The sequence below is a fragment of the Streptomyces sp. NBC_01477 genome, assembly GCF_036227245.1.
Classification (GTDB): Bacteria; Actinomycetota; Actinomycetes; order Streptomycetales; family Streptomycetaceae; genus Actinacidiphila.
In genome coordinates, this window is sequence record NZ_CP109445.1 from 1473061 (window position 1) to 1498406 (window position 25346).

General features: G+C 72.6%; 20 protein-coding genes. 18 read left to right on the forward strand and 2 right to left on the reverse strand.

Annotated elements, in window-relative coordinates; genetic code table 11:
• Window positions 1-29: 29 nt before the first annotated feature.
• Window positions 30-911 (forward strand): LLM class F420-dependent oxidoreductase, encoded by an 882-nt coding sequence (locus OHA86_RS05600; RefSeq protein WP_329173017.1) that lies wholly within the window; start codon window positions 30-32, stop codon window positions 909-911.
• 102 nt (window positions 912-1013) lie between these two features.
• Here the strand turns inward: OHA86_RS05600 and OHA86_RS05605 are convergent, their stop codons facing one another.
• Window positions 1014-1631: a TOPRIM nucleotidyl transferase/hydrolase domain-containing protein gene (locus tag OHA86_RS05605; protein WP_329173018.1), complete on the reverse strand. Its 618-nt coding sequence runs from the start codon at window positions 1629-1631 to the stop codon at window positions 1014-1016.
• A gap of 424 nt (window positions 1632-2055) precedes the next feature.
• Between OHA86_RS05605 and OHA86_RS05610 the strand changes: the two genes are divergently transcribed.
• The 12 genes from OHA86_RS05610 (at window position 2056) to OHA86_RS05665 (ending at window position 16994) form a co-directional block, all read left to right on the forward strand.
• On the forward strand, window positions 2056-3663 hold the full coding sequence (locus OHA86_RS05610; protein ID WP_329173019.1) for an ABC transporter substrate-binding protein: 1608 nt from the start codon (window positions 2056-2058) through the stop codon (window positions 3661-3663).
• A 154-nt stretch (window positions 3664-3817) separates the two neighbouring features.
• Window positions 3818-6031 carry an alpha/beta fold hydrolase gene (locus tag OHA86_RS05615; protein ID WP_329173020.1) on the forward strand — a complete coding sequence of 738 codons (2214 nt, stop codon included), beginning with the start codon at window positions 3818-3820 and terminating at the stop codon, window positions 6029-6031.
• Window positions 6028-7116 (forward strand): ABC transporter permease, encoded by a 1089-nt coding sequence (locus tag OHA86_RS05620; RefSeq protein WP_329173021.1) that lies wholly within the window; start codon window positions 6028-6030, stop codon window positions 7114-7116. The genes OHA86_RS05615 and OHA86_RS05620 overlap by 4 nt, the downstream gene beginning before the upstream one ends.
• The gene (locus tag OHA86_RS05625; protein ID WP_329173023.1) at window positions 7113-7946 is read left to right on the forward strand and encodes an ABC transporter permease; all 834 of its coding nucleotides are present in this window, start codon (window positions 7113-7115) and stop codon (window positions 7944-7946) included. Before OHA86_RS05620 ends, OHA86_RS05625 begins: the two co-directional genes overlap by 4 nt.
• The gene (locus OHA86_RS05630; protein ID WP_329173025.1) at window positions 7946-9979 is read left to right on the forward strand and encodes an ABC transporter ATP-binding protein; all 2034 of its coding nucleotides are present in this window, start codon (window positions 7946-7948) and stop codon (window positions 9977-9979) included. The genes OHA86_RS05625 and OHA86_RS05630 overlap by 1 nt, the downstream gene beginning before the upstream one ends.
• Before the next feature lie 67 nt (window positions 9980-10046).
• Complete coding sequence (locus tag OHA86_RS05635; protein ID WP_329173027.1) at window positions 10047-10745, forward strand: helix-turn-helix domain-containing protein; 699 nt, start codon at window positions 10047-10049, stop codon at window positions 10743-10745.
• Between the two features lie 168 nt (window positions 10746-10913).
• Window positions 10914-11861: a hypothetical protein gene (locus tag OHA86_RS05640; protein WP_329173028.1), complete on the forward strand. Its 948-nt coding sequence runs from the start codon at window positions 10914-10916 to the stop codon at window positions 11859-11861.
• 154 nt (window positions 11862-12015) lie between these two features.
• The gene (locus OHA86_RS05645) at window positions 12016-12549 is read left to right on the forward strand and encodes a TerD family protein (RefSeq protein ID WP_329173029.1); all 534 of its coding nucleotides are present in this window, start codon (window positions 12016-12018) and stop codon (window positions 12547-12549) included.
• 389 nt (window positions 12550-12938) lie between these two features.
• Complete coding sequence (locus OHA86_RS05650) at window positions 12939-13769, forward strand: ABC transporter ATP-binding protein (protein ID WP_329173030.1); 831 nt, start codon at window positions 12939-12941, stop codon at window positions 13767-13769.
• A 16-nt stretch (window positions 13770-13785) separates the two neighbouring features.
• Window positions 13786-14640 (forward strand): ABC transporter permease, encoded by an 855-nt coding sequence (locus tag OHA86_RS05655; RefSeq protein ID WP_329173031.1) that lies wholly within the window; start codon window positions 13786-13788, stop codon window positions 14638-14640.
• A gap of 117 nt (window positions 14641-14757) precedes the next feature.
• Window positions 14758-15870, forward strand: a complete 1113-nt coding sequence (locus tag OHA86_RS05660) for an ABC transporter substrate-binding protein (protein WP_329173033.1) — start codon at window positions 14758-14760, stop codon at window positions 15868-15870.
• A 62-nt stretch (window positions 15871-15932) separates the two neighbouring features.
• Window positions 15933-16994, forward strand: coding sequence for an LLM class flavin-dependent oxidoreductase (locus OHA86_RS05665; RefSeq protein ID WP_329173034.1), 1062 nt, complete (start codon window positions 15933-15935; stop codon window positions 16992-16994).
• A 248-nt stretch (window positions 16995-17242) separates the two neighbouring features.
• On the opposite strand, the gene OHA86_RS05670 is transcribed toward OHA86_RS05665, so the two are convergent.
• Window positions 17243-18280, reverse strand: a complete 1038-nt coding sequence (locus OHA86_RS05670) for a LacI family DNA-binding transcriptional regulator (RefSeq protein WP_329173035.1) — start codon at window positions 18278-18280, stop codon at window positions 17243-17245.
• Between the two features lie 138 nt (window positions 18281-18418).
• On the opposite strand from OHA86_RS05670, the gene OHA86_RS05675 reads away from it, so the two are divergent.
• The 5 genes from OHA86_RS05675 (at window position 18419) to OHA86_RS05695 (ending at window position 25312) form a co-directional block, all read left to right on the forward strand.
• Window positions 18419-19762, forward strand: coding sequence for an ABC transporter substrate-binding protein (locus tag OHA86_RS05675; RefSeq protein WP_329173037.1), 1344 nt, complete (start codon window positions 18419-18421; stop codon window positions 19760-19762).
• Window positions 19763-19781: 19 nt separating this feature from the next.
• The gene (locus OHA86_RS05680; protein WP_329173039.1) at window positions 19782-20792 is read left to right on the forward strand and encodes a carbohydrate ABC transporter permease; all 1011 of its coding nucleotides are present in this window, start codon (window positions 19782-19784) and stop codon (window positions 20790-20792) included.
• Entirely contained in the window at window positions 20789-21694 is a 906-nt protein-coding gene (locus tag OHA86_RS05685) for a carbohydrate ABC transporter permease (protein ID WP_329173041.1), read from the forward strand. Before OHA86_RS05680 ends, OHA86_RS05685 begins: the two co-directional genes overlap by 4 nt.
• Before the next feature lie 91 nt (window positions 21695-21785).
• Window positions 21786-23474: a GH39 family glycosyl hydrolase gene (locus tag OHA86_RS05690; protein ID WP_329173043.1), complete on the forward strand. Its 1689-nt coding sequence runs from the start codon at window positions 21786-21788 to the stop codon at window positions 23472-23474.
• A gap of 53 nt (window positions 23475-23527) precedes the next feature.
• Window positions 23528-25312, forward strand: a complete 1785-nt coding sequence (locus OHA86_RS05695; protein ID WP_329173045.1) for a sugar-binding domain-containing protein — start codon at window positions 23528-23530, stop codon at window positions 25310-25312.
• Window positions 25313-25346 lie beyond the last annotated feature (34 nt).

The following is a 25346-nucleotide window of genomic DNA, read 5'->3' on the forward strand; positions in this document are numbered from 1 at the left end:
CGCATTCCCTTCGACCGAGGACGACTCACATGCCGCAGCACAACCCCCTGGGCAGGATCGGCGTCTGGAGCAGCGCCTGGACCACCGCCCAGAACGGCGACGGCCCCGCGTACTCCGGTGCGCACGACGACGCCGCGGCCGAACTCGACGCCCTGGGCTACGGCACGATCTGGCTCGGCGGCAGCCCGGACACCGCGTACGCGGCGCCCCTGCTCGCGGCCACCCCCCGGATCACCGTGGCCACCGGCATCCTCAGCATCTGGCAGCACGGCGCGCAGGAGGTCGCCGCGGGGCGGGCGGAGCTCGAACGCGTCCACCCCGGGCGGTTCCTGCTCGGGCTCGGGGTGAGCCACGGCGCGCTCGCCAAGGACTACGCGAAGCCGTACTCGGCGATGCGCGAGTACCTGACCGCGCTGGACTCCGCGCCGGAGCCGGTGCCGGCCGCCGGACGGGTGCTGGCCGCGCTCGGCCCCAGGATGCTGGAGCTGTCCAGGGACCGGGCGGCGGGAGCCCACCCGTACCTGGTCACCGCGCAACACACCGCACGGGCCCGCGGCATCCTCGGCCAGGACGCGCTGCTCGCCCCGGAGTTCAAGGTCGTACTCGACCCGGACCTGGAGCGCGCCCGCGCGACGGCCCGCGCTTATCTGGCCATGTACCTCACGCTGCCCAACTACACCGCCAACCTGCGGCGGCTCGGCTTCACCGAGGACGACCTGCGCGACGGCGGCAGCGACCGGCTGCTGGACGCGGTGTTCGCGCTCGGCGACGCCGACACGATCGCGGCACGCGCCCAGGAGTTCCTGGCCGCGGGGGCCGATCACCTGGCGCTCCAGGTCGTCACCTCCGACACGCGGACGGAACTCCCGCTGGACGCGTGGCGCCGGCTGGCCGCGGTGCTGCTGGCGTGACGGCGGGCACGGCCCGGCGGCAGGTGCGTCAGGGGCGTACGTGCCAGGGGTTCCGGGAAGGCGCTTCTGCGCTCCTGGGCCGGCCGGAACCCGTCCGCGGCCTCACAGGCTCGCCAGGAGGCCGTCGAGCGGCGGCGGTGTCCGGTCCGGTGCGAGCGCCTCGACAAGGAGACGGCCGTAGCGGATCTTGCGGCCCTTCTTCGTGCCGAGGAAGCGCCGCACCTGCTGATGCCGGGGCCGGCCCTGCTGTGCGGGCTGACGCTGGAAGGACTGCCAGGCACGGAAGTCGCCCTCGACGCGGAGGATCTCCTCGACTCCTGCCGTGCCGAGCGCGCGGATGAGTTCGTCCTCCAGGTCCGCGGCGCAGACGTGGATGTCCTGGACCGGGGCTTGTGCCCGCGTCAGGCCGCGCTCGTAGAAGCCCTTCTCGCCCTCGTCGCACAGTCCCGTCAGGCGCAGGCCGAGGCCGGGCGGCCCGAGGAGCCCGGCATAGCGGCCGACGCTCATCGCCCCGCCCATCGGCACCACGCACACTCCCTCGGCGGCCAGGTCCCGGCCGCGCCGGGCGGCCAGCGCCTCGACGGCCGCGAGATCGCTCAGCCCTTCCAGGAGCACCGCGGTCCGTGCCCCCAGGCTTTCCGCCAGACCGCGCGCCGGCCCGTCGGGGCCGCCCGCCGCCCAGCCGGTGACCGCGTCCCGGAACTCCCTCATGTCCGCCATGAACCGAGTCTGTCCGTCCACCGGTCGCACGGCACGGCATTATGCGCCGCCCTCAGGTCGTCGTGACCGGAGCCGTGGCCGCGGTCCCCGGGCTCTCGCAGCAGTACGACGACCGTATCCACCCGGATCCCGCGGCTGCCCCGAGCGCCGGGCACGCGCCCTGCCACGGCGGCAGCGGGCGGTGACCCTGGTCCACCGCCTCCGCCGGCTCGGCTGCTGGACCGGCGTCGGCATGCCGCATTCACCACACATGTCTCCGTCCACCCCGCCCGTTTCCGTACGGCGGACGGACCTTTGACACCACCCAGGACAGTGGATACCATCCACGCCCAGTTGGGCATTGTCAGTGGACACGCCCCGGTGGAGCACAGAATTGGCGGTCCTTATGGGCGCGGAACCGGCCGGACACCTCAGCCGACGCAGCATGCTGCGCACGACAGGAGCGGCCTTCGGCGCGCTCGGCGCCGCGGCGATCCTCTCGGCGTGTTCCCCCCAGCGGAAGGACGCCGACGCGCACGGCGGGACCTCGGAGGGGACGCCCGCGAAAGGCACAGAAACCCCCATCGACAGCCTCACCCTCGCGCTGCCGTCGTCCATCTCCACCCTCGACATCAGCCGCGAGGCGGGCATCCTCAACTACACGGTGGCCGCGCTCGTGCAGGAGTCGCTGCTGTCGGTCAGCCCGACCGGCCGGCTCGAACCGGGCCTCGCGGAGAAGTGGGACCAGCGCGACGCCAGGACGTACGTCTACACGCTGCGCCAGGGCGCGGTCTTCTCCGACGGCGCCCCGGTCACCACCGACGACGTGCTCGCCTCGATCGACGCCGCCCGGGACACGACCAGCGGACTGGCCTACGCCTGGGCCAACGTCGCGTCGGTACAGGCCAGCGGCGAGCGCGAGGTGACCATCACGCTGAAGTCCCCCGATGCCGCGTTCTCCTGGACCCCCACCCCGGGGACCCTGCTGGTCAGCAGCAAGGCGTTCCTGGCGAAGAACAAGGGCAAGGTCGGCACCCCGCAGACGCTGCTGCTGGGCTCCGGCCCGTACAAGGTGACGTCCTTCGCGGCCGACGACAGCGTGCGGCTGGAGCGCAACGACGCCTGGTGGGGCCGCAAGCCGTCGCTGCGCTCGCTGAAGCTGTCGTTCATACCCGACGCCGGGACCCGCCTGGTGGCGATGAAGTCCGGCTCCGTCGACGGCGCCCTGGACCTGCCCGCCGACGAGGCCCGCAGCTGGACCTCGGCCGCCGAGGTCACCTACACCAGCGACCGCTCGGTGGTCTCCCTCGCCTTCGACACCTCCCGGGCGCCCTTCGACGACCCGCACGTGCGCAAGGCGTTCGCGTACGCGGCGGACCGCCCCGGGATGGTGGCCGGCATCCTGCACGGCAGAGCCGCCGTCGCCACCTCCCTCGTCTCCCCCGAGATGTGGGGGGACCTGCTCCCCGCCGCCGACACCGAGTCCGCCTACGCCGCTTTGGCCACCTACACCTTCGGACTCGACGCGGCGAAGGCCGAACTCGCCAAGTCGGCCCACAAGGACGGCTTCACCGTGGAGCTGACCTACCCCAACAGCGGCCCCCAGCTCGGCACGGCGGCGCTCGCTCTGGCCGGCTCCCTGAAAAGCCTCGGCATCACGCTGAAGGTCAAGGAGGTCACGCTCGAACAGTGGATCGCCGACCTGGTGCCGGGCAGGAAGCCGCTCCAGTTCCTGTGGTACTTCCCCGTCACCGGCGACCCCGCCGAACTCACCAACCCGTACCTCCAGAGCTCGGCCGCCGCCACCAACCTCGCGCACTACCGCAACACGGCCGTGGACAAGGCGCTGACCGCCGCCACGACCGCCACCGACAAGGCCGAACGCGGCCGGTTCCTGCTCGACGCCGTCAAGGCGGCGGCGGCCGATCTCCCCTACCTGCCGCTGTGGTGGGCGCAGACCGCGACGGCGCTGTCCAAGGACATCGTGCTGGAGCAGCCCGGCGCGTTCGCCCTGGTCGGTCCCTGGGCGGCCAGGATCAGGAAGACCGCCTGACCTGATCGGGAACCGCCCGCCCCCGCGACCCCGCAGCCCCGCGACCGCGTGCCGGACGCCCGCCCCCGTGGCGTCCGGCACGCACCACCCCGCCCCTCCCCCGCAGCCGCCGCAGAGCGCGGACACCGCCCCCGGCCGACGATCGGAGCACCCCATGCCGAGCACCGCCCGCCCCTCCGCAGCCCGGGACGCCCAGGCCGCGACGGTGCTCCGGGTGCGGCGGGCGGTGCTCGGCATGACGCAACCGCTGGAGGCACGGATCAGCCCGGACGGGCGCACCGTGGCGGTGACGGTCAGCGGCCCCGGGCACACCGGAGTGCTGCTGGTCCCCGCCGACGGCTCAGCAGCCCGCGCGGCGGCCGCAGTTCGCACAGCGGCACCGGTGGTGCCGCGCCGGCCCGACGGCAGCCAGGACCCGGCGCCCCGGCACAGCCCCCGCTGGCTGCCGGACTCGCGGACGCTGCTGCTGATCACCGGCCCCCGGCCGGGGGCCGCCGGCCGACCCGAGCTGACCGCCTGGGACACCCGGACCGGCCGGCTGCGGACGCTGGTGTCCGTGCCCGGTGACGTGGAGGACCTGCTGCTCTCCGACGACGGCACCGAAGTCCTGCTGCTCGTCGCCGACGAAGGCGCCGAACGCGACGGCATGCACCTGGGCCTGCCGGTGCGCCTCGGCCCCTGCCCGCGCCCCGAGTCCTTCCGGCCCGGCGACGGGCGGCGCCGCCTGCTGCACGGCGCGCTTCCCCTTCCCGGGGCCGGCGCGACGGCGGCCACCACCGAGCCGGTACGGCTGCGCGACGCCTCACCGCGCGGACTCACGGTGTGGAACGCGGCCTGGCGCGGCGGCACCACAGCGGTGGCCACCGTCTCCGCGGAGACGCTCCCCGCCGGCTACTACGACGCCCGCCTCGTCAGCGTCGACCTCGCCGACGGCACCACCCGCACCCTGCACACCCCGGCCGGCCAGCTGGCCGCGCCGGCCATCACCGCCGACGGCCGCCGTGCCGCCGTCGCCGAGGGCATCTCCATCGTGGCCGGCCGCCCGGTGCTGGTCGACCTCGCCGACGGCACGGTGACCGTGTCCCCGGGACCGGAGGACACCACCTGGCTGCTGTCCGACCCGCGGGACCCGGGGCGGCTGCTGCTCGCGGGCTGGGCGGGCACCGGCAGCCGGATCACCGGCGCCCCGGTCGACCCGGGCGCGCCGGGCGCCGCCGCGCCCACCGTGCACTGGCAGGACGAGGCGGTACTCAGCGGCCCAGCGGCCCAGCCCGCCCTCACGCTCAGCGCCGACGGCGCCCTGGCCGCGGCCGTACTGGAGGCCCCGGGCCGGCCGCCGCAGGCCGTGGTGGCGCCCACGGCGGGACCCGACGCGTGGTCCTGGCGGCAGGTCACCGCGCTCAACCCGGCCGCCGCCCGCGGCGACGGGGACTTCACGGAACTGGCCCGGGTCCGCACCCGGCCGACCTCGTGGACCTCCGCCGACAGCCGCCGCCTGCACGGACTGCTGCTGGACGCGCCCGGGGTCCCCGTGCCGGGTGCCGCCCCCGGCCCGGCGGGCGCGGCCGGGACCGCGACCACCCGGCCGCTGGCCGTACTGGTGCACGGCGGTCCGTCGTGGCTGTGGTCGGCGGGCCACGCGCCCGCCGACGTCCTCGGTCTGGCCCCCGCGCTCGCTGCGGCCGGCTGGCTGGTCCTGCTGCCCAACCTGCGCGGCAGCAGCGGCTACGGCCTGGACCACGCGCGCGCGGTCGTCGGCGACTTCGGCGGCGGCGACCTGGCCGACCTGCTGAGCGCGGTGAGCGCGCTCACCGGTTCGGGCGAGGCGGCCCCCGGACAGGCCGCCGTGCTCGGGCACAGCTACGGCGGCTACCTCGCCGCCGTGGCCGCCGCCCGCACCACCGCCTTCCGTGCCGCCGTGGTCGTCTCCGCGCCGACCGACTGGCTCAGTTTCGTGCACACCTCCGTCATCGGCGGCGGCTACGAGTACGCCTACCGCATCGGTGACGCGCGGACCGCAGCGGGCCGGGCCGCCCTCGTCGACCGCTCCCCCGTCTTCGCCGACACCGGGCCTGGCACCGGCACCCCCGTCCTGCTGCTGCACGGCGAGCAGGACCGGGTCACCCCGGTCGCCCAGGCCCACGAGCTGTACCGGGCGCTGGCCCGACGCGCCGCCGCCCCGGTGGAACTGCACGTCTACCCGGACGAAGGACACGAGTTCACCGAACCCGGGCACCTGCTGGACGCCGCCGGCCGCGCCAGTGCCTGGCTGACCCGCCACGTCCTCGGTGCCGCGGCCCCCGCGGCACTCGTCCCGTCCCCGGACCGGCCGGCGGACCGCGGCACACAGCTGGGACGGGCGACGTGACCGCGCCCCTCGACCCCGGCCTCAGCCCCGGTCCCGCGCCCGCGCACCGCCCCGCACCGCCGCGGCCGTGGCACGCGCGGCTGGGCGCGGCGCTGCCGCTGCGCTACGTACTGCGGCGGCTGGCCGGCACCGCAGGACTGCTGGCCGTGCTGTCGGCCGCCGTCTTCGCGCTGCTTCGGGTCGCGCCGGGCGACCCCGCGCGCACCCTGCTGGGCACCCGCAGCGCCACCCCGCAGGCACTCGCCGCGGTGCGCGCCGAGCACCATCTGGACGACCCGGCGGTCGAGCAGTACGGCCGCTGGCTGGGCGACGCCCTGCACGGCCGGCTGGGCACCTCCATCCGTACCGGCCAGGACGTCACCGCCGTGCTCGGCGACCGCCTGGCGCTCAGCGCCCAGCTCGTGCTGCTGGGCTTCGCGGTGGCGGTGGCGCTCGGCCTGCCGCTGGGTGTGCTGGCCGGTCTGCGTGCCCGCCGCCCCGCGGACCGGGCGGTGCAGAGCCTCGCCGTCGTCACGCTGTCCACCCCGGCGTTCGCCGGCGGGCTTCTCCTGATCTACGTCTTCTCCCTGATACTCGGCTGGCTGCCCGCCTACGGCCCGGGTTCCGGCGGCGCGGGCGACCGGCTGCTGCACCTGGTGCTGCCCGCCACGGCCCTGGGACTGTCCGTCACCGCGGTACTGGTCAAACTCACCCGGGCCGCCGTGGTCCGCGAACTGGCCCGCGAGCACGTCGTCTTCGCCCTTGCCCGAGGCGTACCCGCCCGCAAGGTCCTGACCCGCTACGTACTGCGCGGCACCGTGGTCCCGGTCAGCACCGGCGTCGGGCTCGTGCTGGCCTATCTGCTGGCCGGCACGGTCATGGTCGAGCAGGTCTTCGCGCTGCCGGGCCTGGGCCAGCTGCTGGTCGGCTCGGTGACCTTCAAGGACGTGCCGGTGGTGCAGGCCGAGGCGCTGCTCATCGCCGCCCTGGTCTGCCTGGCCAACCTCACCACCGACCTCGTCCACCCACTTGCCGACCCCCGGCTGCGCACCGCGCACGGCGGGGCAGCGACCGCGACGGCCGACCGTACCGAGGGGCAGGCATGACATCGGACACCCCGCCCCGCACACGGCGCGGCCCCGCCGTACTCACCGTCGTGTGCGCCTCGCTGGCGCTGCTGCTGGCCCTGGCCGCGGTCGCCGGACAGTGGGTCCTCCCGCACTGGGACCGGCAGAATCTGCTCACCGGCGCCGCCATGCCGGGCGGCGGGCATCCGCTGGGTACCGACGAACTGGGCCGCGACATCGCGCAGATGGTGGTCGCCGGCGCCCGCAGCACCCTGAGCGGAGCGGCGGTGGTCGCCATCGGCTCGATGCTCGTCGGCAACGTCCTCGGCCTGACCGCGGGCTATCTCGGCGGCCTGACCGACGTGTTCGTACGCCGCTGGGCCGACCTGCTGCTGGCCCTGCCCGCGCTGCTGGTCACCATCGTCGTCGCGGGCATCGGCGGCGGGGGCTACGCCCTCGCCGTGGCGGTCCTCGTCGTGCTGACCTCGCCGGGGGACGTCCGGCTGGTGCGGGCCGCCGTGCTGGAACAGCGCCACCGGGCCTACGTGGAGGCCGCCGAGACACTCGGGCTGTCGCGCACGACGGTGATGGTCCGCCACATCTGGCCCACCGTGCTGCCCGTGGTGGTCGCGAACACCCTGCTCAACTTCGCCGGCGCCATCGTCGCCCTGTCATCGCTGTCGTTCCTCGGACTCGGGGTGCCGCCCGGCGCCCCCGACTGGGGCCGGATGCTGTCCGAGAACCGCACGCTGCTCTACGACAACCCGTCCGCCGCGCTCGCGCCCGCCGTCGCGATCATCGTCTCCGCCGTGGTGCTGAACCTCCTCGGTGACCGGGTGTTCGAGTCGTTCTCCGACCGGAGGTCCTGATGCCCGTACCCGCCCTGGGCCCCGGCGGACCCGCCGCGCCCGGCACGCTGCTGGAGGTCACCGGCCTGCGGGTGGTCACCGCCGGCGGGCCGCGGGGCACGCAGGTCATCCTCGACGGGGTGGACCTGCGCGTCGCGCCGGGCGAGTGCGTCGGCGTGGTCGGTGAGTCGGGCAGCGGCAAGTCGCTCGCGGTGCGCGCGGTCGTCGGCCTGCTCCCCGACGGCACCCGTACCGACGGCGGCAGCGTTCGGCTGCACGGCCAGGAGATCCTCGACCTGCCGCCCGCGGCCCGGCAGGCGCTGCGCGGGCGCGGTGTCACCCTCCTGATGCAGGACCCGTTCACCATGCTGCACCCGCAGCTCACATGCGGCTCCCAGATCGCCGACGGTCTGCGCCCCGGCGCGCGCGCCGGGTCCGGCCGCCGGATCCGGCGCGCCACGGAGCGGGCCGAAGTCGCCCGGCGGCTCGCCGAGGTGGGGCTGGACCCGGAGACCGCCGACCGCTACCCGCACGAACTGTCCGGCGGCATGCGCCAGCGGGTGGCCGTCGCGGCAGCCCTGGCCGGGGACCCGGACCTGCTCATCGCCGACGAGCCCACCACCGCCCTCGACGCCGCCAACCAGCGCGCGGTGCTGGACATGCTGCGCCGTCTGCAGACCGGCCGGGGCATGGGCCTGCTCCTGATCACCCACGACCTCCGGGTGGCCTTCTCCGCCTGCGACCGGGTCTACGTGCTCTACGCCGGCGCGGTACTGGAGCAGGGCCGGTCGGCCGAACTGGAGAGCGACCCCCGGCACCCCTACACCGCGGGGCTGCTCGCCGCCGAACCCTCCGTGCACGAGCGCTTCCCGCGGCTGCCTGCCATCGCCGGCTCGGTGCCTCCGCCCGGCCACCGCCCCGACGGCTGCCCCTTCGCCGACCGGTGCCCGCACGCCGCGCCTGTCTGCGGCACCGCCGGCGTACGGCTGCGGCCGCTGCTGGACGTGCCCGCGCCCGCCGAGGACGGGCACCTGCGGCTGTCCGCCTGCGTCCGGCTCGCTGAGATCGCCGACCGGCCGGGCGCGCTCGCCGGCGGCGCGGGCCTTCCGGCAGCCGGCCCGGCGAAGGACGCGCCCGCGGACGGAGCGCCCGCCCCGGCCCTGGCAACCGCCGACGAGGACCCGGCGGACCGCACGGCCGCCGGTCCCGTGCCGGCGCTGCTGCTGGAAGGGGTGCACCGCACCTTCCGGTCGGGCGCGGGCCGCCACCCGGCGGCCCGCGGGGTGTCGCTGACCGTGCCTCAGGGCCGGATCACGGCCCTGGTCGGCGAGTCCGGATCGGGAAAGACCACACTGGCGCGGATCGCCGTCGGCCTGGAGACCTTCGACGAGGGCCGGGCGGAGGTCGGCGGGGTGCCGCTGGCCCCCGGCCGCAGGCCCGGCCACGCCGAACGGGCGCGGCTGGCCGGCAAGGCGCAGATCGTCTTCCAGGACCCCTACTCCTCGCTCCACCCCTTGCGGACCGTCGGAGCGACCCTGCGCGAGGCGCTGGCCGCAACCGGTCAGATACCCCGCGCCGGCCGTCGCGAGCGCGCCGCGTGGACCCGGCGCCGGATCGCGGAACTGCTGACGCAGACCGGCCTGCCGGCCGACTGCGCCGCCCGGCGCCCGGCCGCGCTCTCCGGCGGTGAGCGGCAGAGGGTCGCCGTGGCGCGGGCGCTGGCGGTCCGGCCCCGTCTGCTGGTCTGCGACGAGGTGGTGTCGGCCCTCGACGTCTCGGTGCAGGCGCAGGTGCTCAACCTGCTCACCGACCTCCAGCGGGCCGAGGGCTTCGCGGTCCTGTTCATCACGCACGACCTGGGGGTGGCCCGGCAGATCGCCGACGAGGTGGCCGTGATGTACCGCGGCGAGCTGGTGGAGCAGGGTGCCGCGGCCGACGTCCTGGACCGGCCGCGCCACGCCTGGACCCGGCGGATGCTCGCCGCCCTGCCCCCGGCCGCCCGGCCCGGCTCCGCTGCCGGCCCTCTCGGGCCCGGCGGACAGCCACTAGGATGACGCCGACCTGCGTCGGCCGTCCGTGACCGACTGCCCAGCCGTGGACCGACCACCGAGGAGGAAAGGGATGTCCGCCGTCCCCGCCGTCCCCGCCCGGCCAGAAGGGCGGGCCGCGACGGCAGCCGGACCCACGGTCCCGGGACCGTCCCCGGCGGACGCGTCCGGCCGCGCGCTCCCGGAGACCGGCGCCGCCCGGTCGGCCGGCGGTCCGCCGTCGCCGCGCGGCTCGGTACGCGACGCCCTGTCGGTGAACCTCAACCGCCGCCGTCTGGCCCGGGGCTGGAGCCTGCGCGAGCTGTCGGCCGCCACCGGCATCAGCAAAGGCCTGCTCTCGCAGATCGAACGCGCCGAGGCCAACCCGACCCTGGACATCCTCAGCCGGATCGCGGGCGTCCTTGAGACCGACCCGGTCGCCCTGCTGCGCCGCCCTCTGCTGGAGCCGGAGATCGTGCGGGCCCGCGATCTGACGGAGCCCGACGACGAGACGGCGGTCAATCTGCTGTTCTCCGCGCACGGCCACGGCCGCGTCGAGATCTACCGGTCCCGTCTCCACCCGCACGCGCAGAGCCAGGTCAGCTCGCACGGCGCGGGCTCGGTGGAGTACGTGATGGTGGTCTCGGGGCAGGTGTCGCTGGTGGTCGACGGAGTGGCCCACCGGCTGGAGACCGGCGACAGTGCCCGTTTCGACGGACGCGCCAGCCACTTCTACACGACCGAGGACTGCCCGGCGACCACCCACAGCATCGTCGGCTTCCCCATGGACTGACCGGTGCGTGCCCGGACGTCCGTCCGGGCACCCCGTTCCCTCCCACCTGTCACGAGGACGCCAAGACGCCCTGGGCATTGAACCGATCGGCGTCCGCCCACGTATCAGAGCCCGAAGTCCCCTACCCGGTCTGATACGCCACGCCTGTGGCGGGACAGGAGTTCTACCGTGTTATCTGGCATACAGGGCGCAAGGATGTTCGCGCCGGGGCGGCTGCGTCGCCGCATCCTGGCCTGCGCGATGGCGGTGGCCGCCGGCTCCGGCGCGCTGCTGGCGACCGGCTCGAACGCCGGCGCGGCCACGGCCGGCATCGTCTTCTCCCCCGATGTGATCAGCGGCGGGCAGTCCTCGACCGGCACGGTCACCCTCGCCGCAGCCTCCCCCACCGACACGGTGCTGAGCCTGGAGAACTTCGCCCCGGGCATCCTGCACATCCCCGCCACCGTCACCGTCCCGGCCGGATCGCTCGACGCCGCCTTCCCGCTCACCGCGGGCCCGCTCACCAGCGGCGCGGGCGAGATGTGCGTGGAAGCCGAGCCCGGCGACCTGGTCGGCTGCCTGTTCGTCAACGTTGTCGGCGGTCCCACCCTCAACGAGGTGACCTTCGGCCACAGCCCGGTTCCCGGCGCGGGAACCGACACCGGACAGGTGACCTTCACCGACCCCACTCCCGGTGCGGTTGTCACGCTGGCCAGTTCCAACCCCTCCGCCGCCGCCGTGCCCGCCACCGTCACCCTCCCCGACGGCGCGCGCACCGCGGCGTTCAGCGCGACCACCGGCACGGTCACCACGGCGACGAACGTGACCGTCACCGCGACCTCCGGCGGCGTGAGCCAGCACATCGTGCTGACCGTCACCCCGCGGCCCGGAGCGGCGGGCTCCGACGTCGTGCACATCACCAAGGCCCGCTGGAACAAGGGCATCGAGACGATCGAAGCCACCAGCACCAACCCCCGGGCGACCCTGTACCTCGGCGACGACCCCACCAGCCAGTCCACCCTGGCCGATCAGGGCGGCGGCACCTTCAGGACCCAGTTCGACCAGGTCAACCGGCCCACCCAGGTCTCCGTGTTCAGCAGTTTCGGCGGCAGCGCCACCGCCACCGTCACGCAGTAAGGCCCCCGGCGCAGCGCCGTGCGGGCCGGGATGGCTGGAAGACGCCGCTCAAAGCGGCCCCGGGCGGGAAGGTGTGGACAACGGGGACGTGCAAGGAGTACCCGAACATGAGAGGTGGCGGCCCATACAGGGCCGCCCGAGGGGGAGGCGTCCGATGAGCGGCCTGAGCAAGGGCATCGAACGGGCCGAGGCACGGCTGAAATGGGACCCGAGTCCGCTGGGGTCCGCGCCGAGCGATCTGGACCTGATCGCTGCGACGTACCGAGTCGGGGCGGAGCACGGCGACCCGGCGTACGTGGTCGCCTTCGGCAGCCGGTTCTCGCCGGACGGCACGATCTGGCTCAACCGCGACAGCACCAACGGCAAGGGCCTGGGCTTCGACGAGGTGATGACCCTCGACCTGGGCCGGCTCAGCTCCGAGTACGGCCGGGTCGTGGTGGGCGTGGCGATCCAGCAGGGCTTCGGCCGGCTGGAGTTCCAGGCGGTGTCCAACCCGGCCTACCAGCTCGTGACCGGCTACACCGTGCTGGCCGAGGGCGACTTCACGTCGATCGGCTCCGCCACGGGGGCGACGGTGGCGGAGTTCACCCGCGCAGCGTCGGGCGCGTGGGAGTTCCACAGCCTGCTGGTCGGCTACGACGCCGACCCCGACACCCTCAGCCGGACGATGGGCCACCCGCCGGCCTGAGCGGCGCCCGCACCAGGCGCCGGAGCCCCGCCGTCGTGCTCGGATCCCGGATGTGAGGCTGCGCGGGCCCGCTGCCACGAGTGCGTTCTGGGCACACCCCCGGTCGGCGTACCGGTCGGCGTACCGGTGGGCGGGACCGCCCCCGCCCACCGCGCCACGGCGGGAATCGGCGGCGGGACCCACGGTGCCGGCGGCAGCCATCGTCGCGACGCTGCGGCGCCCACCGTCGACCGTGCGTAATGAGCGGCGGCGTTGGGCAGAGACACATGGTGGCTGCGGTCGGAGGACTCAGGCAGAACTCCGCCCGGCAGTCGGGCGAAGTCGCCGCGCGCACTCTCCGGCTTCCGGGATCGGGCCTACGCGCCCGCGACATGGAGGGAGGCGTGAGGATGCCAGGAACGCCCGCGCTCGAATTGCGGTCCGTGCGGCGGACCTACGGGCTCGGGCCCTCTGCGACGGTCGCCCTCGACGATGTTCATCTGGCGGTGCGGCCCGGCCGGTTCGTCAGCCTCATCGGCCCCAGCGGCTGCGGCAAGTCCACGCTTCTGCGCCTCGTCGCCGGCCTCGAACGCCCCGACCGCGGTGACGTCAGGGTGCACGGGGTCGCACCGGCCACGGCATGCGCCGCCAAGATGATCGGCCTCGTGCCGCAGAGCCCGGCCCTGCTGCCGTGGATGTCCGTACTCCGGAACGTCACGCTGCCGCAGAAGATCAACCCCGGTGCCGCCAGGCGCCGCGAGCGCATCCCCGGCTCCAGCGGGCGGCAGACGGCCCCGGACGCGCCCTATCTGCGGGAACTCCTCGTCAAGGCAGGTCTCGGCGAGGTCATGCACAAGCTTCCCGCTCAACTGTCCGGCGGTATGCGGCAGCGCGTCGCGATCGTACGCGCCTTCGGCCTGCGGCCCGACGTGCTCGTCATGGACGAGCCCTTCTCGGCGTTGGACGAGTTCACCCGTGAGAGCCTCCAGAACCAACTGCTGGAGTTATGGGACGAGTTGAAGACCACGGTGCTGTTCGTCACCCATTCCGTGGCCGAGGCCGTCCGGCTCTCCGACACCGTGGTCGTGATGGCCCCCGGGCCCGGCCGCATCGTGGAGACCATCGAGATCGAACTCCCCCGCCCGCGCGGTGAACGACTCCTCGGGGAGCGGCGCTTCCACGAGTACGAGGACCTGGTCAGAGACCGGCTGCGCCGCGCCTGGCACGACGGCGCCGCCTGAGTGGGGGTTCAAGGACATGACCGTGGCCGGGGAGCACACCACAGCGGCGTCCGAGGCGGAACCGCCGGCCGAACCGTCACGCTTCAGCCTCCGCCGTCCGCGGTCCCGGCTGGCCTGGATCCGCCCCGCCATGTGGCTGCCCCTCGTGGTGATGGTGGCGCTTCTCGCGGCCCTGTGGCAGTGGGGCGCCCGGCGGCTGCCGTATCTGCTGCCCTCGCTGCCGGACATCGGCAGGTCGCTCACCGAGGACCTCGGCTACTACGTCCACAACGCCCTGACCACTCTGGGCGAGGCGACCGCCGGGCTCGGGCTGGGATTCGCCGCCGCGTTCGTCCTGGCGGTGCTGACCAGCGAATTCCCGTTCGTGCGCCGGGCGGTCATGCCGGTCGCGGTCGTACTCAACGTCACTCCGATCGTGGCGGTCGCTCCCGCTCTGGTCGTGGCCTTCGGGTTCGGACCGATGCCCAAGCTGATCATCACCGGCCTGATCTGCTTCTTCCCGATCCTGATCAACACCGCGGCCGGTCTGCGTTCGGTGCCGCGGGAGGTGCTCCAGGTGTACCGGACGGTCGACGCCGGCCGCGTCGAACTGCTGTGGCACCTGCGCATCCCGCACGCGATGCCCTACGTCTTCGCCGCGCTGCGCATCGTCTTCCCGTTGTCGATCATCGGCGCCGTGGTGGCCGAGATGGCGGCGTCGGGGTCGACCCGCGGCCTCGGCACGGCGATCAGCGTGGCCTCGTCCATGAACCAGCTGCCGGTCGTGTACGCGTCGATCTTCGTCCTCGCGCTCATGGGTGTGGTCCTGCTGCTCGCCGTCACGCTGGTCGAGCGCCGCGTCCTGCACTGGCACGACAGTGCCCAGGACTGAGTCACCGCTGGATCACACCGTCCCGCCGTCACCGCTCCCCCGGGCCGCGCCCCGGGCGTGCGGTGATCCATGCCCTCGTCCGCGCCGCCCCCGGCGCCCGGCCCCTGGGAGTCACCCATGCAACACCGCCTCGTCAGGACCGTACTGGCGGGCCTTGCCGCCGTCCTGCTGACCGCCGTTGCCGGGTGCCACTCGGGTTCGGACGGCAACTCCTCAGCGAGCCCGCCGGGTTCGGCGATCTCCGCCAAGCGCTGTGCCGAGAACAAGGCCGCAGGAAAGATCACCTATCTGTCCGGCTACCAGTACCAGGCGTCGGTGTCGATCCTCGAATACGTCGCCGCAGCCAAGCTCGGCTACTTCAAGGACCTCTGCCTCGACGTCGCGCTCAAGCCCGGCACCGGCGACACGGCGCAGAACACCAGACTGCTGGCCAGCGGGCGGGCCACGGTGTCCGCCGTCGCCGAGCAGGACATCATCCAGGCCAGGGCCAACGGCATCGACATCACGGGCGTCTCCTCGTACTCGAACGCGGGCCTCGACATCCTGATGACGAACAGGGACATCACCCGGCTCACCCAGCTCGACGGCAAGGTGGTCGGTCACAAGGGCTACGTGCCCGCCGCCGTCGAGGCGATGCTCGTCAAGGCCGGCGTCACGTGGGACTCGCTGAAACTGGTCAAGGAGGGGTACGACCCCTCCGTACTGCCCCGTAAGCAGGGCGGCCTCGAAGGGCTCACCGGATTCATCTCCAACGAGCCCAACCAGCTCAAGGCGGCCGGCCGGGACGTCACCGTGTGGCAGCCCGTCGACTACGGCATCCCCAGCTCCATCGGCGCGATGGCCGTGAACCCGGCGTTCGCCGCGGCGCATCCGGACGCGGTCGAGGACGTCCTGCGCGGGGCGCTGCACGCCTACGGCTACTGCTCGTCCAGCCAGGCACACATCACCGAGTGCGTCGGCTACGCGGCGAAGCTGTCGGGCCCGACGTACGACAAGGCGCTGAACGAGACCATCTGGAAGACCGAGACCCAGGTCGTCAAGGACAACCCGACTCCCGGACAGCCGCTGGGCGGTGTCGACCCCGGCAACGTCGCGAAACTCGTCGGCATGCTGCACCAGTTCACGATCGTGCCCGCCGAGGTGACCGCCGACAAGGCCCGTGCGTGGTTCGACCCCTCGTTCGTCAGCGGTGTCTACGCCGCGGGCAAGCTCGTCTGGCCCGCCCCGTAGCCGTTCCGGCGCGAGGCGGCCCGCCGAAGAGGTCTCAGGAATCTCACGGAAAGGCCCACGACGTGTCCGCGAAGGACTACGGAATCTTCCTGCCCATCGGGAACGGGGGATGGATGCTGTCCACGACGGCGCCGCACCCCGAGGCGAGCTACGCGTGGAACAGACGCGCGGCCCTGCACGCGGAGAGCATCGGTCTCGACTTCATCATGTCGATGGCGAAGTGGCGCGGCTTCGGCGGGACCACCGACCACTGGGGCCGCTCGCTGGAGTCGCTGACGATGATGTCGGCGCTCGCCGAGGCCACCACCCGGGTCAAGATCTGGGCCACCCTGCACGCGAACGTGCACAATCCCGCGATCGCGGCGAAGATGCTCACCACTCTCCAGGACGTCTCCGGCGGCCGGGCCGGCCTGAACATCGTCAACGGCTCCTACGCGGGGGAGTTCGAGCAGTTCGGCGTCTGGGATCCCGGCCTCGGCCACGCGGACCGCTACCGGATGACGGAACTGTGGACGGAGGCGGTCTGCCGGCTGTGGACCGAGCCCTCGGTCACCATGCGCACGCCGTACTTCGACCTTGTCGACTGCGCGTCGCGCCCGCATCCGGCGATCCGTCCGACCCTGATCAGCGCGGGCAGGTCCGCGGACGCGCGCCGCTTCCAGGCCCGGCACGCCGACGGCGCCTTCCTCGCCGCCGAGAGTCTCGACGAGATGAGGACCCTCTCGGCGGACGTCCATGCCCGGGCGAAGGCCAACGGCCGCGTCTGCAAGACCTATTCGATGCTCACCGTCGTCCAGGACACGACCGACGAGCTGGCCGCGAGGAAGGTGAAGGCGTGGGGCGAGGGAGTCGACCGCGAGGCCCTCGCCCTCATGCGCAGGACCTGGGGAGTGCCCGAGGACCAGGCCCGCGCGTGGGCCGCGGGTGCCACCGGCGAGGCGGCGTTCCAGACCGCGTACGTCGCCGGTTCTGCGCGGACGGTCACCGAGCACATCGAGTACATCGTGCGCGAAGCCGATCTGGACGGGCTCATGCTGATCTTCCCGGAGTACGACGAGGACATGCTGCTGTTCGGCGAGACCGTACTGCCCGCCCTGCGCGCCCACGACGAGGCGTCGCCCTGACGTCCGACCGCCGACGGGATCAGCGCCTCGCCCGGTCCGACCGTCACCCGGGACGACACCGCGACCCGCTGCCGGTTCTCCGCCGGTCGCGGATCGGACCGCGTAGCACCGCCGGGCGGGCCGGCCTTCGCAGGCTTCGACGGAGACGGCGTACACGTCGCTGCCGCCGAGGGGCACCGCCATGACGCGCAAGCACACGGCCGACGCGGTCGGCCGGTGCCAGGCCGGGGGCGGGGCCGGGGAGCGGGTCACGATGTCCGGGGCGGGGAGCCGGGGCTGCGGCCCGCCGTGCTCTCGCGTACCACCAGCGAGAAGTCCGTGACCGTGTCCTCGACCGGCAGGTCCTTCTTGCTGTCCGAGCGGGCCAGCAGCCGCGTCACCGCTATCTCGGCGATCTGCCGTTTGTCGGGCGAGATGGTGGTGAGCGTCGGGGTGCTGTAGCGGCCCTCATCAGCGTCGTCGAAGCCCACCACGGCCACGTCCTCCGGTACGCGCAGCCCCCTTTCCAGCAGCACCCGGATGCCGGCCTGCGCCAGCAGGTCGGTGGCGCAGAAGACGGCGTCGGGGCGGGGGCCGGGCCGGTCGAGCAGGTTGCGCATCGCGACCACACCGTCGCTGCGGTGGTAGGCGGCGGTGGGCACGATCAGCCCGGCGTCCACGGGCAGCCCGGCGGCCCGCAGCGCCTCCTCGTAGCCGGTCACCCGCAGCCGGGCGATCTCGGAGGCGGTGCGCTGGGTGCCGAGGAAGGCGATCCGCCGGCGGCCGATCTCGACCAGGTGGGCGGTGGCCTTCCTGGCGGCGGCGACGTTGTCGATGCCCACGTGGTCCACCAGTCCGGCGGTGGAGCGCTCGCCGAGCAGGACGATGGGCGTACGGTCGCGGCGCTTCTCCAGTTCGGCGCCGCTCACCGAGACCGGGCTGTAGATCATGCCCTCCACGAACTGCGTGTAGGTGCCGTTGACGACGTCCAGTTCGCGGGCCGCGTCGCCGAGCGTCTGCATGATCATGACGGTCAGGCCGCGCTCCTGGGCCACCTCGACCACCAGCCGGGCCAGTTCGGCGAAGTAGGAGACGTCCAGCTCGGGTACGGCCAGGCCGATCACCCGGGTCCGGCCGCTGCGCAGGCTGCGGGCCGCGTGGTTGGGGCGGTAGTCCAGTTCCTTGATCGCCTGGAGTACGCGCTCGCGTACGTCGTCGCTCACGTGCGGGTAGTCGTTGATCACATTCGAGACCGTCTTGCGGGCCACTCCCGCCCGGGCCGCGACGTCCATCTGTGTCACCGTCATGCCGTCCCCGCTTCCACGCACCGCAACTTCAACGATCCCCCATCGTAGCCTTTACCACGTGGCCTGCCACGTGGTAAAAATCTCATCACCGCGACGAAACAACTCCGAAACCCAGCAAAGAACCTCGGGTGGTTCCCAGTGAGACTCTCCAGACGTGGCATCGCGATCGCCGTCATCGCCCCGACCCTGCTGGCCACAGCAGCCTGTTCCAACACCAGCTCCTCGGCAGCGAAGAAGTCCAGCACGCTGACCATCTCCGTATGGGGGGTCAACGAGGACATCGACAGCATCAAGGCCGCGGCCAAGGGCTTCGAGGCCGCGAACCCCGACATCAAGCTGAAGTTCAACAAGACCGACTGCGGTGCCGACTACGCCGTCTGCAAGACCCTGATAGCCGGCCGCAACATGTCGGACGTGCTGGTCACCGGCAGCTGGAACATCAACCAGATGGCCAACAACGGCGTACTCGCCGACCTGACCGACAAGATGGCCGCCGACGGCGTCAAGACCAGCGACTTCGTCCCTGTCGTCATCGACTCCGACAAGGCCGCCATCGACGGCAGATACCACGCGCTGCCGATGGGCTACAACGTCCAGTCGCTGTTCTTCAACACCGACATGTTCGCCAGGGCCGGGCTCGCCCCGCCCCCGGCGGACGGCAGTTACACCTACGACGACCTGCGGGAGTGGTCGAAGAAGCTCACCTTGGACTCGCAGGGCAACAACGCCGAGAGCCCGAAGTTCGACGCCAAGCACATCGTGCAGTGGGGGTACGACAACCGCGTCGCGGCCGCGTCGGAACCCGGCTTCGAGCCCGTGCTGTGGGCGTACGGCGGCGGCGTACTCGGCGGGGACGGGCGCGACCGGTGCGACCTGGAGAAGCCCGGCACGGCCCAGGCGTTGCAGTTGCTCCAGGACATGATGTGGAAGGACCACACCGCGGTCACCCCGCAGATGGAGCAGGAGACCCCCGGTTATCTGCGCTGGATCCAGGGCCATGTGGCGATCCAGCAGGGCTCCCACGAGCAGGTCACCATCGCCGCGCAGCAGAACCCGAAGCTGAAGTTCGACATGGCGGCACTGCCCAAGGGCCCGGCGGGCAACTCCACGCTCATCCAGGTGCACAGCTGGGCGGCGTACGCCAAGTCGCCGAACGCGGACAACGCGTGGAAGTTCATCAAGTACATGGCCACCACCGGGGCCGGCAAGCAGATGGGCCTGATACCGGCGTACAAGAACGTGGCCGCGGGCCCCGACTTCCTCCAGGCCCCCGGTGAGCCGGCCCATCTGAAGGAAGCGCAGCTCGACCCGGCGGCCTGGCCGCTGGCCCGCAGCAACATCGACCCGAAGGGCGTCCTGTCCACCGTCCTCGGCCAGGACGGTTTCGGGCCCGCGCTCGGCGACATCATCACCGGCAAGAAGACGGCTGCCGACGCGCTCAAGGGCGCGTGCGCCAAGGTCGACAAGATCCTCGGATCCTGAGCGGCAGGGACGACCCGTCATGAAGAACCTCGTAATGAAGGGCCGGGCATTCCTCCAGCCCGCGGGCCCGCAGCACGCGGGCGGGCGGCGGGGCCGCCGCGAGGCGGGAACGGCACTGCTCTTCCTGCTGCCCCAGCTGTTCGGGCTGGTCGCCTTCATCGGACTGCCGCTGGGTGTGTCGCTCTACTACTCCTTCACCCACTGGGATCTGGTGGCGCCGTCGCCCACCTGGATCGGCGCGCAGAACTGGAGCCATCTGCTCGACGACGACCGGCTGCCGAAGGTGCTGTGGAACACCGTCAAGTTCATCCTCACCGGGACCACCAGCTTCCTGGTGTGCTCGCTGGCGGCGGCCCTGATCACCTACCGCCCCCGGCGGGGGGTGGCGTTCTACCGGGCGATGCTGTTCCTGCCCTACGTGTTGTCGCAGATCGCCGTCGGCATCGTCTGGCGCTGGATGTTCAACACCGAGTCGGGGCCGATCAACCGGCTCTTCGAGGTGTTCGGGCTGAACGGCCCGCAGTGGCTGCTCGACCCGAGGACGGCGATGCCGGCCATCGCGCTGGTCACCACCTGGCAGGGGCTCGGCTACGGCATGACGCTGTTCGTGGCGTCGCTGCACGGAGTGCCGCAGGCACTGCTGGAGGCGGCCAGGATCGACGGCACCAACGCCTGGCAGCGGTTCCGCCACGTGCTGCTGCCGATGATCTCGCCGACCGTGCTCTTCTTGATGGTCACCTCGCTGATCGGAGCGCTCCAGCTGTTCGACCCGGTGGTGGCGATGACCACCTCCGACGGCGGGATCGCGGTGGCCGGCGGCCCTGACGACTCCACGCGCACCGTCGTCCTCTACATGTACAACCAGATGTTCAACTACAACGAACGCCTCTCCGGGCTCGGTTACGCCGCCGCCATCGCCTGGGTGCTGGCCCTGCTGACCTTCGTCCTGACCCTCGGGCAGTGGCTGCTCGGCAAGCGGTGGGTGTTCTACGCGAGCGAGAGCGCGCAAGGGAAAGGCGGCCTGTCATGACGCTGACCGACCGCACCCGGCCGACCGGCCCCGTCGCCGGCAGCCCGAGCACGCCGGACGGGCCGGCCTCCTCGTCCGACCGCCGCAGGGCACGCGCGGGGGCCTACCACGTGGTGATGACGGTGCTCGTGGTGCTCTACATCCTGCCGGTGCTGTGGGCGGTGTCCATGTCGCTGCGCACCGACGCCCACATGTTCGAGGCGAACCAGCTCATCCCGCATCCGATCACCTTCGACCACTACGCCAACCTGTTCGACATCCTCCCGGACTTCGGCCGCTACGTCGGCAACACCCTGCTCATCGCGGTGCTGGGTACGGCCGGCACGCTGCTGTCGAGTTCGCTGGCCGGCTACGCCCTGGCACGCTTCTCCTTTCCCGGCAGCCGGGCCCTGCTGATGGTCATCCTGCTGACCTTGATGGTGCCGCCGCAGGTGACGCTCATCCCGCAGTACGTCATCTTCCGCAATCTCGGCTGGATCAACTCCCCGCTGCCGATCATCGTGCCGATGCTCTTCGGAGGAGCCCTTCCCACCTTCTTCTTCCGGCAGTTCTTCCTCACCCTGCCGCTGGAATTGGAGGACGCCGCCGCAATCGACGGCGCGGGCCGCTGGCGGACGTTCTTCCGGGTCATCGCACCACTGGCGGGGCCGGCCTATCTGGCCATGGGGCTGCTGACGTTCGTGCAGCTCTGGAACAGCTTCTTCGTCAACTCCATCTACCTCCAGGACCAGAACCAGTGGGTCCTGACGCAGGCGCTGCAGAGCCTGGTCGGCCGCTACAACAGCCAGTACGGCGAGATCATGGCGGGCGTCACCCTGGTGTCGCTGCCGGTACTGGTCGGCTACCTCTTCATCCAGCGCTGGGTCGTCCGCGGTATCGCCTTCTCCGGCATGGCCAACTGACACCGCCGCACGAGATCCCGGTCAGGGAAAACACCCGAACACCCTATTCATGTGAAGGGAAGAACACGTGAAAACGCCGCCCAGGAGCGCCGTGATCAAGGTGAACCCGGCGCGCCGCGCCGACCACCCGCTCTCGAAATCCAAATTCTCCCTGTTCAACAGCGGAATCGTGCACGCGGCCACCTACCGGCGCGACCAGGAAGCGCTGCGCGCCGTCCGGCCGGAATCCCTGCGCATCGACATCGGCTGGGGCGCCGAATGGATGGGTTACGACAAGCAGGTCAGTACGCGCACCGCGGACGGCCACACGTACGACTTCTCGGAAGTCGACGAGATCGGCGCCTTCCTCAACGCGTCGGGCATCCGCCCCTACTGGTCCTACTGCTACGTCCCCGAGCCCTACCAGCCCGCCGGCGGCGACTGGCGGGACCTGGCCGAGGACGACAGCGGCTGGGTCGAGATGGTCCGCCGGTACGTCGAGGGAGCCCGCGAGCGGGGCGTGACCGTCGGCTACCACGAGGTCTACAACGAGCCGGACCTGCGCGACGAGCGAACCGGCGAGGCGGTCTTCTTCGGCGGCGACCTCGACGACTACCTCGCCCTCTACCGCGCCACGGCACCGGCGATCCGCGCGGCGGACCCCGGCGCGCCGGTCGGCGGGCCGGCCCTGGCGTCGGTGATGGGCAACGAGCACTGGATACCCGCGTTCCTCGACGCGGTGGTGGCCGACGACCTGCCGCTCGACTTCTTCTCCTTCCACCACTACGGCACCCACAGCGTCGGCACCGCCGTGGACACGGTGCTGCGCCACCTCGACCGGCGCCCGCAGCTGAAGGAGGTGGAGGCCCACCTCAACGAGTACAACTCCTACCTGGTGGACTACCCGCGAGGCGGCACCCAGGACGGCCACCACATGGCGGCGGCCCTGCTCTCCGACGTCGCCAGGCTGCTGGCCGTGCCCGGCCTGACGAAGGTCAGCTGGGCGCAGTTCCTGGACAGCGGGCACGGCAACTACTCGGGCATGGTCGACATCGACGGCCGGCCCAAGCCCGTGCTGGCGGCGTACGCCTTCTACCAGAACATGCCGACCGACCGGTGCACGGTGCAGATCGAGGGCGCCCCCGAGATCGGCGCCCTCGCCGGGGTGGCGGAGGGCCGGCTGTGCGTCGCGGTGTGGAACCGCTCGCCGCGGCCGGTCAGCACCACTGTGGACACCGGCAAGGGCGACTACGACACGGCGGTGCTGCGCAGGATCGACGCCGAGCACGACGGGCAGGAGGCCGAGAAGCCGCCGGCGGAGCGGCACTGGACGCTCCACCTGCCCAGCGGCGGCGTGGCGCTGCTGGAGATGACCGGCTCCGGCGCCACCGCCCCGGCACGGCCGGCCGGCGCCGTCAGCCGAGTCCGGCACACCTACAGCGACCGCACCGCGAGTGCCTGGGCGGACCTGGAGGAGGCGACGACCACCTTCCGGCTCGGCACGGCCGGCGATCCGCAGGCCGTACCGGTCATCCGCGCCGACCTGGCCGACTGCGGGCCGGAGTTGACGGTCAGGGTCCGGATGACCAGCCAGGATACGGCCGCCCTGGCCCGGTCCACACTGTCGGTACGCGTCGACGGGCCGCAGGCAGCCGTGGTGCTGGACCTGCGCCCCCCGTTCCTCGACGAGCCGAACGTCGTCGCCCTGGCCGGGCTCGGCGCGGCCGACGGCCGGGTCCGCGTCACCGTCGCCCTGCGCGACGCGCCACCGCACACCTTTGCCGACGTCGCCCTGAGCTGAGCGGCAACGACGCCCGCCGCACGCAGCACACCACCGGGATCCGAGGAGCTTCGTTGCCCACCCCCTTGCACGATCGTCATCCGCGCCCGCTGCTGGCCCGCGCCGACTGGCAGGAACTCGACGGCCAGTGGCAGTTCGCCTATGACGACTCCGACACCGGGATCGCCGACGGATGGCCGTCGCGTACCGACGTGTTCGACCGCACCATCACCGTTCCCTATCCCCCGGAGTCGCCGGCCAGCGGCATCCACGACACGGGCTACCACCCGGTCCTGTGGTACCGCAGGACGCTGACCCGTGCCCTGCCGCGGCACGGCAACCGGCTGATGCTGCGCTTCGGCGCCGTCGACTACCGGGCGGACGTGTGGGTCAACGGCCGGCACATCGCCCGGCACGAGGGCGGGCACACGCCGTTCGGCGCCGACATCACCGACGCTCTGTCCGGTGACGGGGAGCAGACGGTGGTGGTGCGGGCCTGGGACGACCCGCACGACCTGGAGCAGCCGCGGGGCAAGCAGGACTGGCAGCACAGCCCGCACGTCATCTGGTACGAGCGCACCACCGGGATCTGGCAGCCCGTCTGGCTGGAGGAGCTGCCGGCGGACCACGTGGACCGGCTGCGCTGGACCCCGACCGGCACGCCCGGCGAGGTCGACCTGGAACTGCGGCTGGCCCGGCGGTCCTCGGGGCCGGTCCGGGTGACGGTCCGCCTCGAACTGGCCGACCGGGTGCTGGCCGAGGACACCTGCCTTGTCGACGGTTCGCTGATGCGGCGGCGGATCGCCGTGCAGGACAGCCGCTACGACGCCGAGCCGCACCACCTCCAGTGGTCGCCCGAGCACCCGACGCTGTGCCGGGCGACGGTCACCCTCGAAGGGGACGGGGACGCCCCGCGGGACGTGGTGCACAGCTATGTCGGCTTCCGGACGGCGGGCACCGACGCCGACAACTTCCTGCTGAACAATCTGCCGTACTACCTGCGGATGGTGCTCTCCCAGGGCTACTGGCCGCAGTCGCACCTGGCCGCGCCGGACACCGCGGCGCTGCGCACCGAGGTCGAGACGATCAAGCGACTCGGTTTCAACGGCATCCGGGTGCACCAGAAGGTCGAGGACCCGCGGCTGCTGTACTGGTGCGACCGGCTGGGCCTGCTGGTGTGGGCGGACGCGGCCGCCAGCTACTCCTTCAGCAGCACCTCGCTGGCCCGTACCACGCGCGAGTGGATCGAGATCGTCGACCGCGACGCCGGCCATCCGTGCGTCGTGGCGTGGGTGGCCTTCAACGAGAGCTGGGGCGTGCCCGACGTGGACCGCTCCGCGGCGCAGCAGGACGCCGTACGCGGGCTGTACCACCTGCTCAAGAGCCTCGACCCGACCCGGCCGGTACTCGGCAACGACGGCTGGGAGTACGTGGCGGGCGACCTGCTCGGCGTCCACGACTACACCCATGACCCGGCCGCCGTCCGCGAGCGGTACGCGGACCGGGAGGCCGTCCGGCGGACCGCGCACAGCGGGCGTCCCGGCGGACGCCGGCTGGTCGTCGGCGACGAGGTGCCCGCGGTGCCGGTGGTGCTCAGCGAGTTCGGCGGCTTCACCTACGCCCCCGGCGAGCCGGGCACCTGGGACGGCTACGGCACGGCCGGGTCCGCCGGCGAACTCCTCGAACGGCTGGCCGCGCTGATGCGGGCGGTGCACGAGAGCGCGGGTCTGGCCGGCTACTGCTTCACCCAGCTCACCGACACCGGCCAGGAACGCAACGGCCTGCTGACCGAGGACCGCAGGCCCAAGGCCGACATCGACTCCGTCGCCCGCATCATGCGGGGCCGGTCCGCCGGCTGACGGCACCCGACGGCCGTCCGGCCGCGCCACGCCG

Excerpts from the sequence above, each read along its gene's own strand:
- OHA86_RS05600 (WP_329173017.1), top strand. The coding sequence starts at position 30 with ATGCCGCAGCACAACCCCCTGGGCAGGATCGGCGTCTGGAGCAGCGCC.
- OHA86_RS05605 (WP_329173018.1), bottom strand. The coding sequence starts at position 1,631 with ATGGCGGACATGAGGGAGTTCCGGGACGCGGTCACCGGCTGGGCGGCG.
- OHA86_RS05610 (WP_329173019.1), top strand. The coding sequence starts at position 2,056 with ATGCTGCGCACGACAGGAGCGGCCTTCGGCGCGCTCGGCGCCGCGGCG.
- OHA86_RS05615 (WP_329173020.1), top strand. The coding sequence starts at position 3,818 with ATGCCGAGCACCGCCCGCCCCTCCGCAGCCCGGGACGCCCAGGCCGCG.
- OHA86_RS05625 (WP_329173023.1), top strand. The coding sequence starts at position 7,113 with ATGACATCGGACACCCCGCCCCGCACACGGCGCGGCCCCGCCGTACTC.
- OHA86_RS05630 (WP_329173025.1), top strand. The coding sequence starts at position 7,946 with ATGCCCGTACCCGCCCTGGGCCCCGGCGGACCCGCCGCGCCCGGCACG.
- OHA86_RS05635 (WP_329173027.1), top strand. The coding sequence starts at position 10,047 with ATGTCCGCCGTCCCCGCCGTCCCCGCCCGGCCAGAAGGGCGGGCCGCG.
- OHA86_RS05645 (WP_329173029.1), top strand. The coding sequence starts at position 12,016 with ATGAGCGGCCTGAGCAAGGGCATCGAACGGGCCGAGGCACGGCTGAAA.
- OHA86_RS05650 (WP_329173030.1), top strand. The coding sequence starts at position 12,939 with ATGCCAGGAACGCCCGCGCTCGAATTGCGGTCCGTGCGGCGGACCTAC.
- OHA86_RS05655 (WP_329173031.1), top strand. The coding sequence starts at position 13,786 with ATGACCGTGGCCGGGGAGCACACCACAGCGGCGTCCGAGGCGGAACCG.
- OHA86_RS05660 (WP_329173033.1), top strand. The coding sequence starts at position 14,758 with ATGCAACACCGCCTCGTCAGGACCGTACTGGCGGGCCTTGCCGCCGTC.
- OHA86_RS05670 (WP_329173035.1), bottom strand. The coding sequence starts at position 18,280 with ATGACGGTGACACAGATGGACGTCGCGGCCCGGGCGGGAGTGGCCCGC.
- OHA86_RS05680 (WP_329173039.1), top strand. The coding sequence starts at position 19,782 with ATGAAGAACCTCGTAATGAAGGGCCGGGCATTCCTCCAGCCCGCGGGC.
- OHA86_RS05685 (WP_329173041.1), top strand. The coding sequence starts at position 20,789 with ATGACGCTGACCGACCGCACCCGGCCGACCGGCCCCGTCGCCGGCAGC.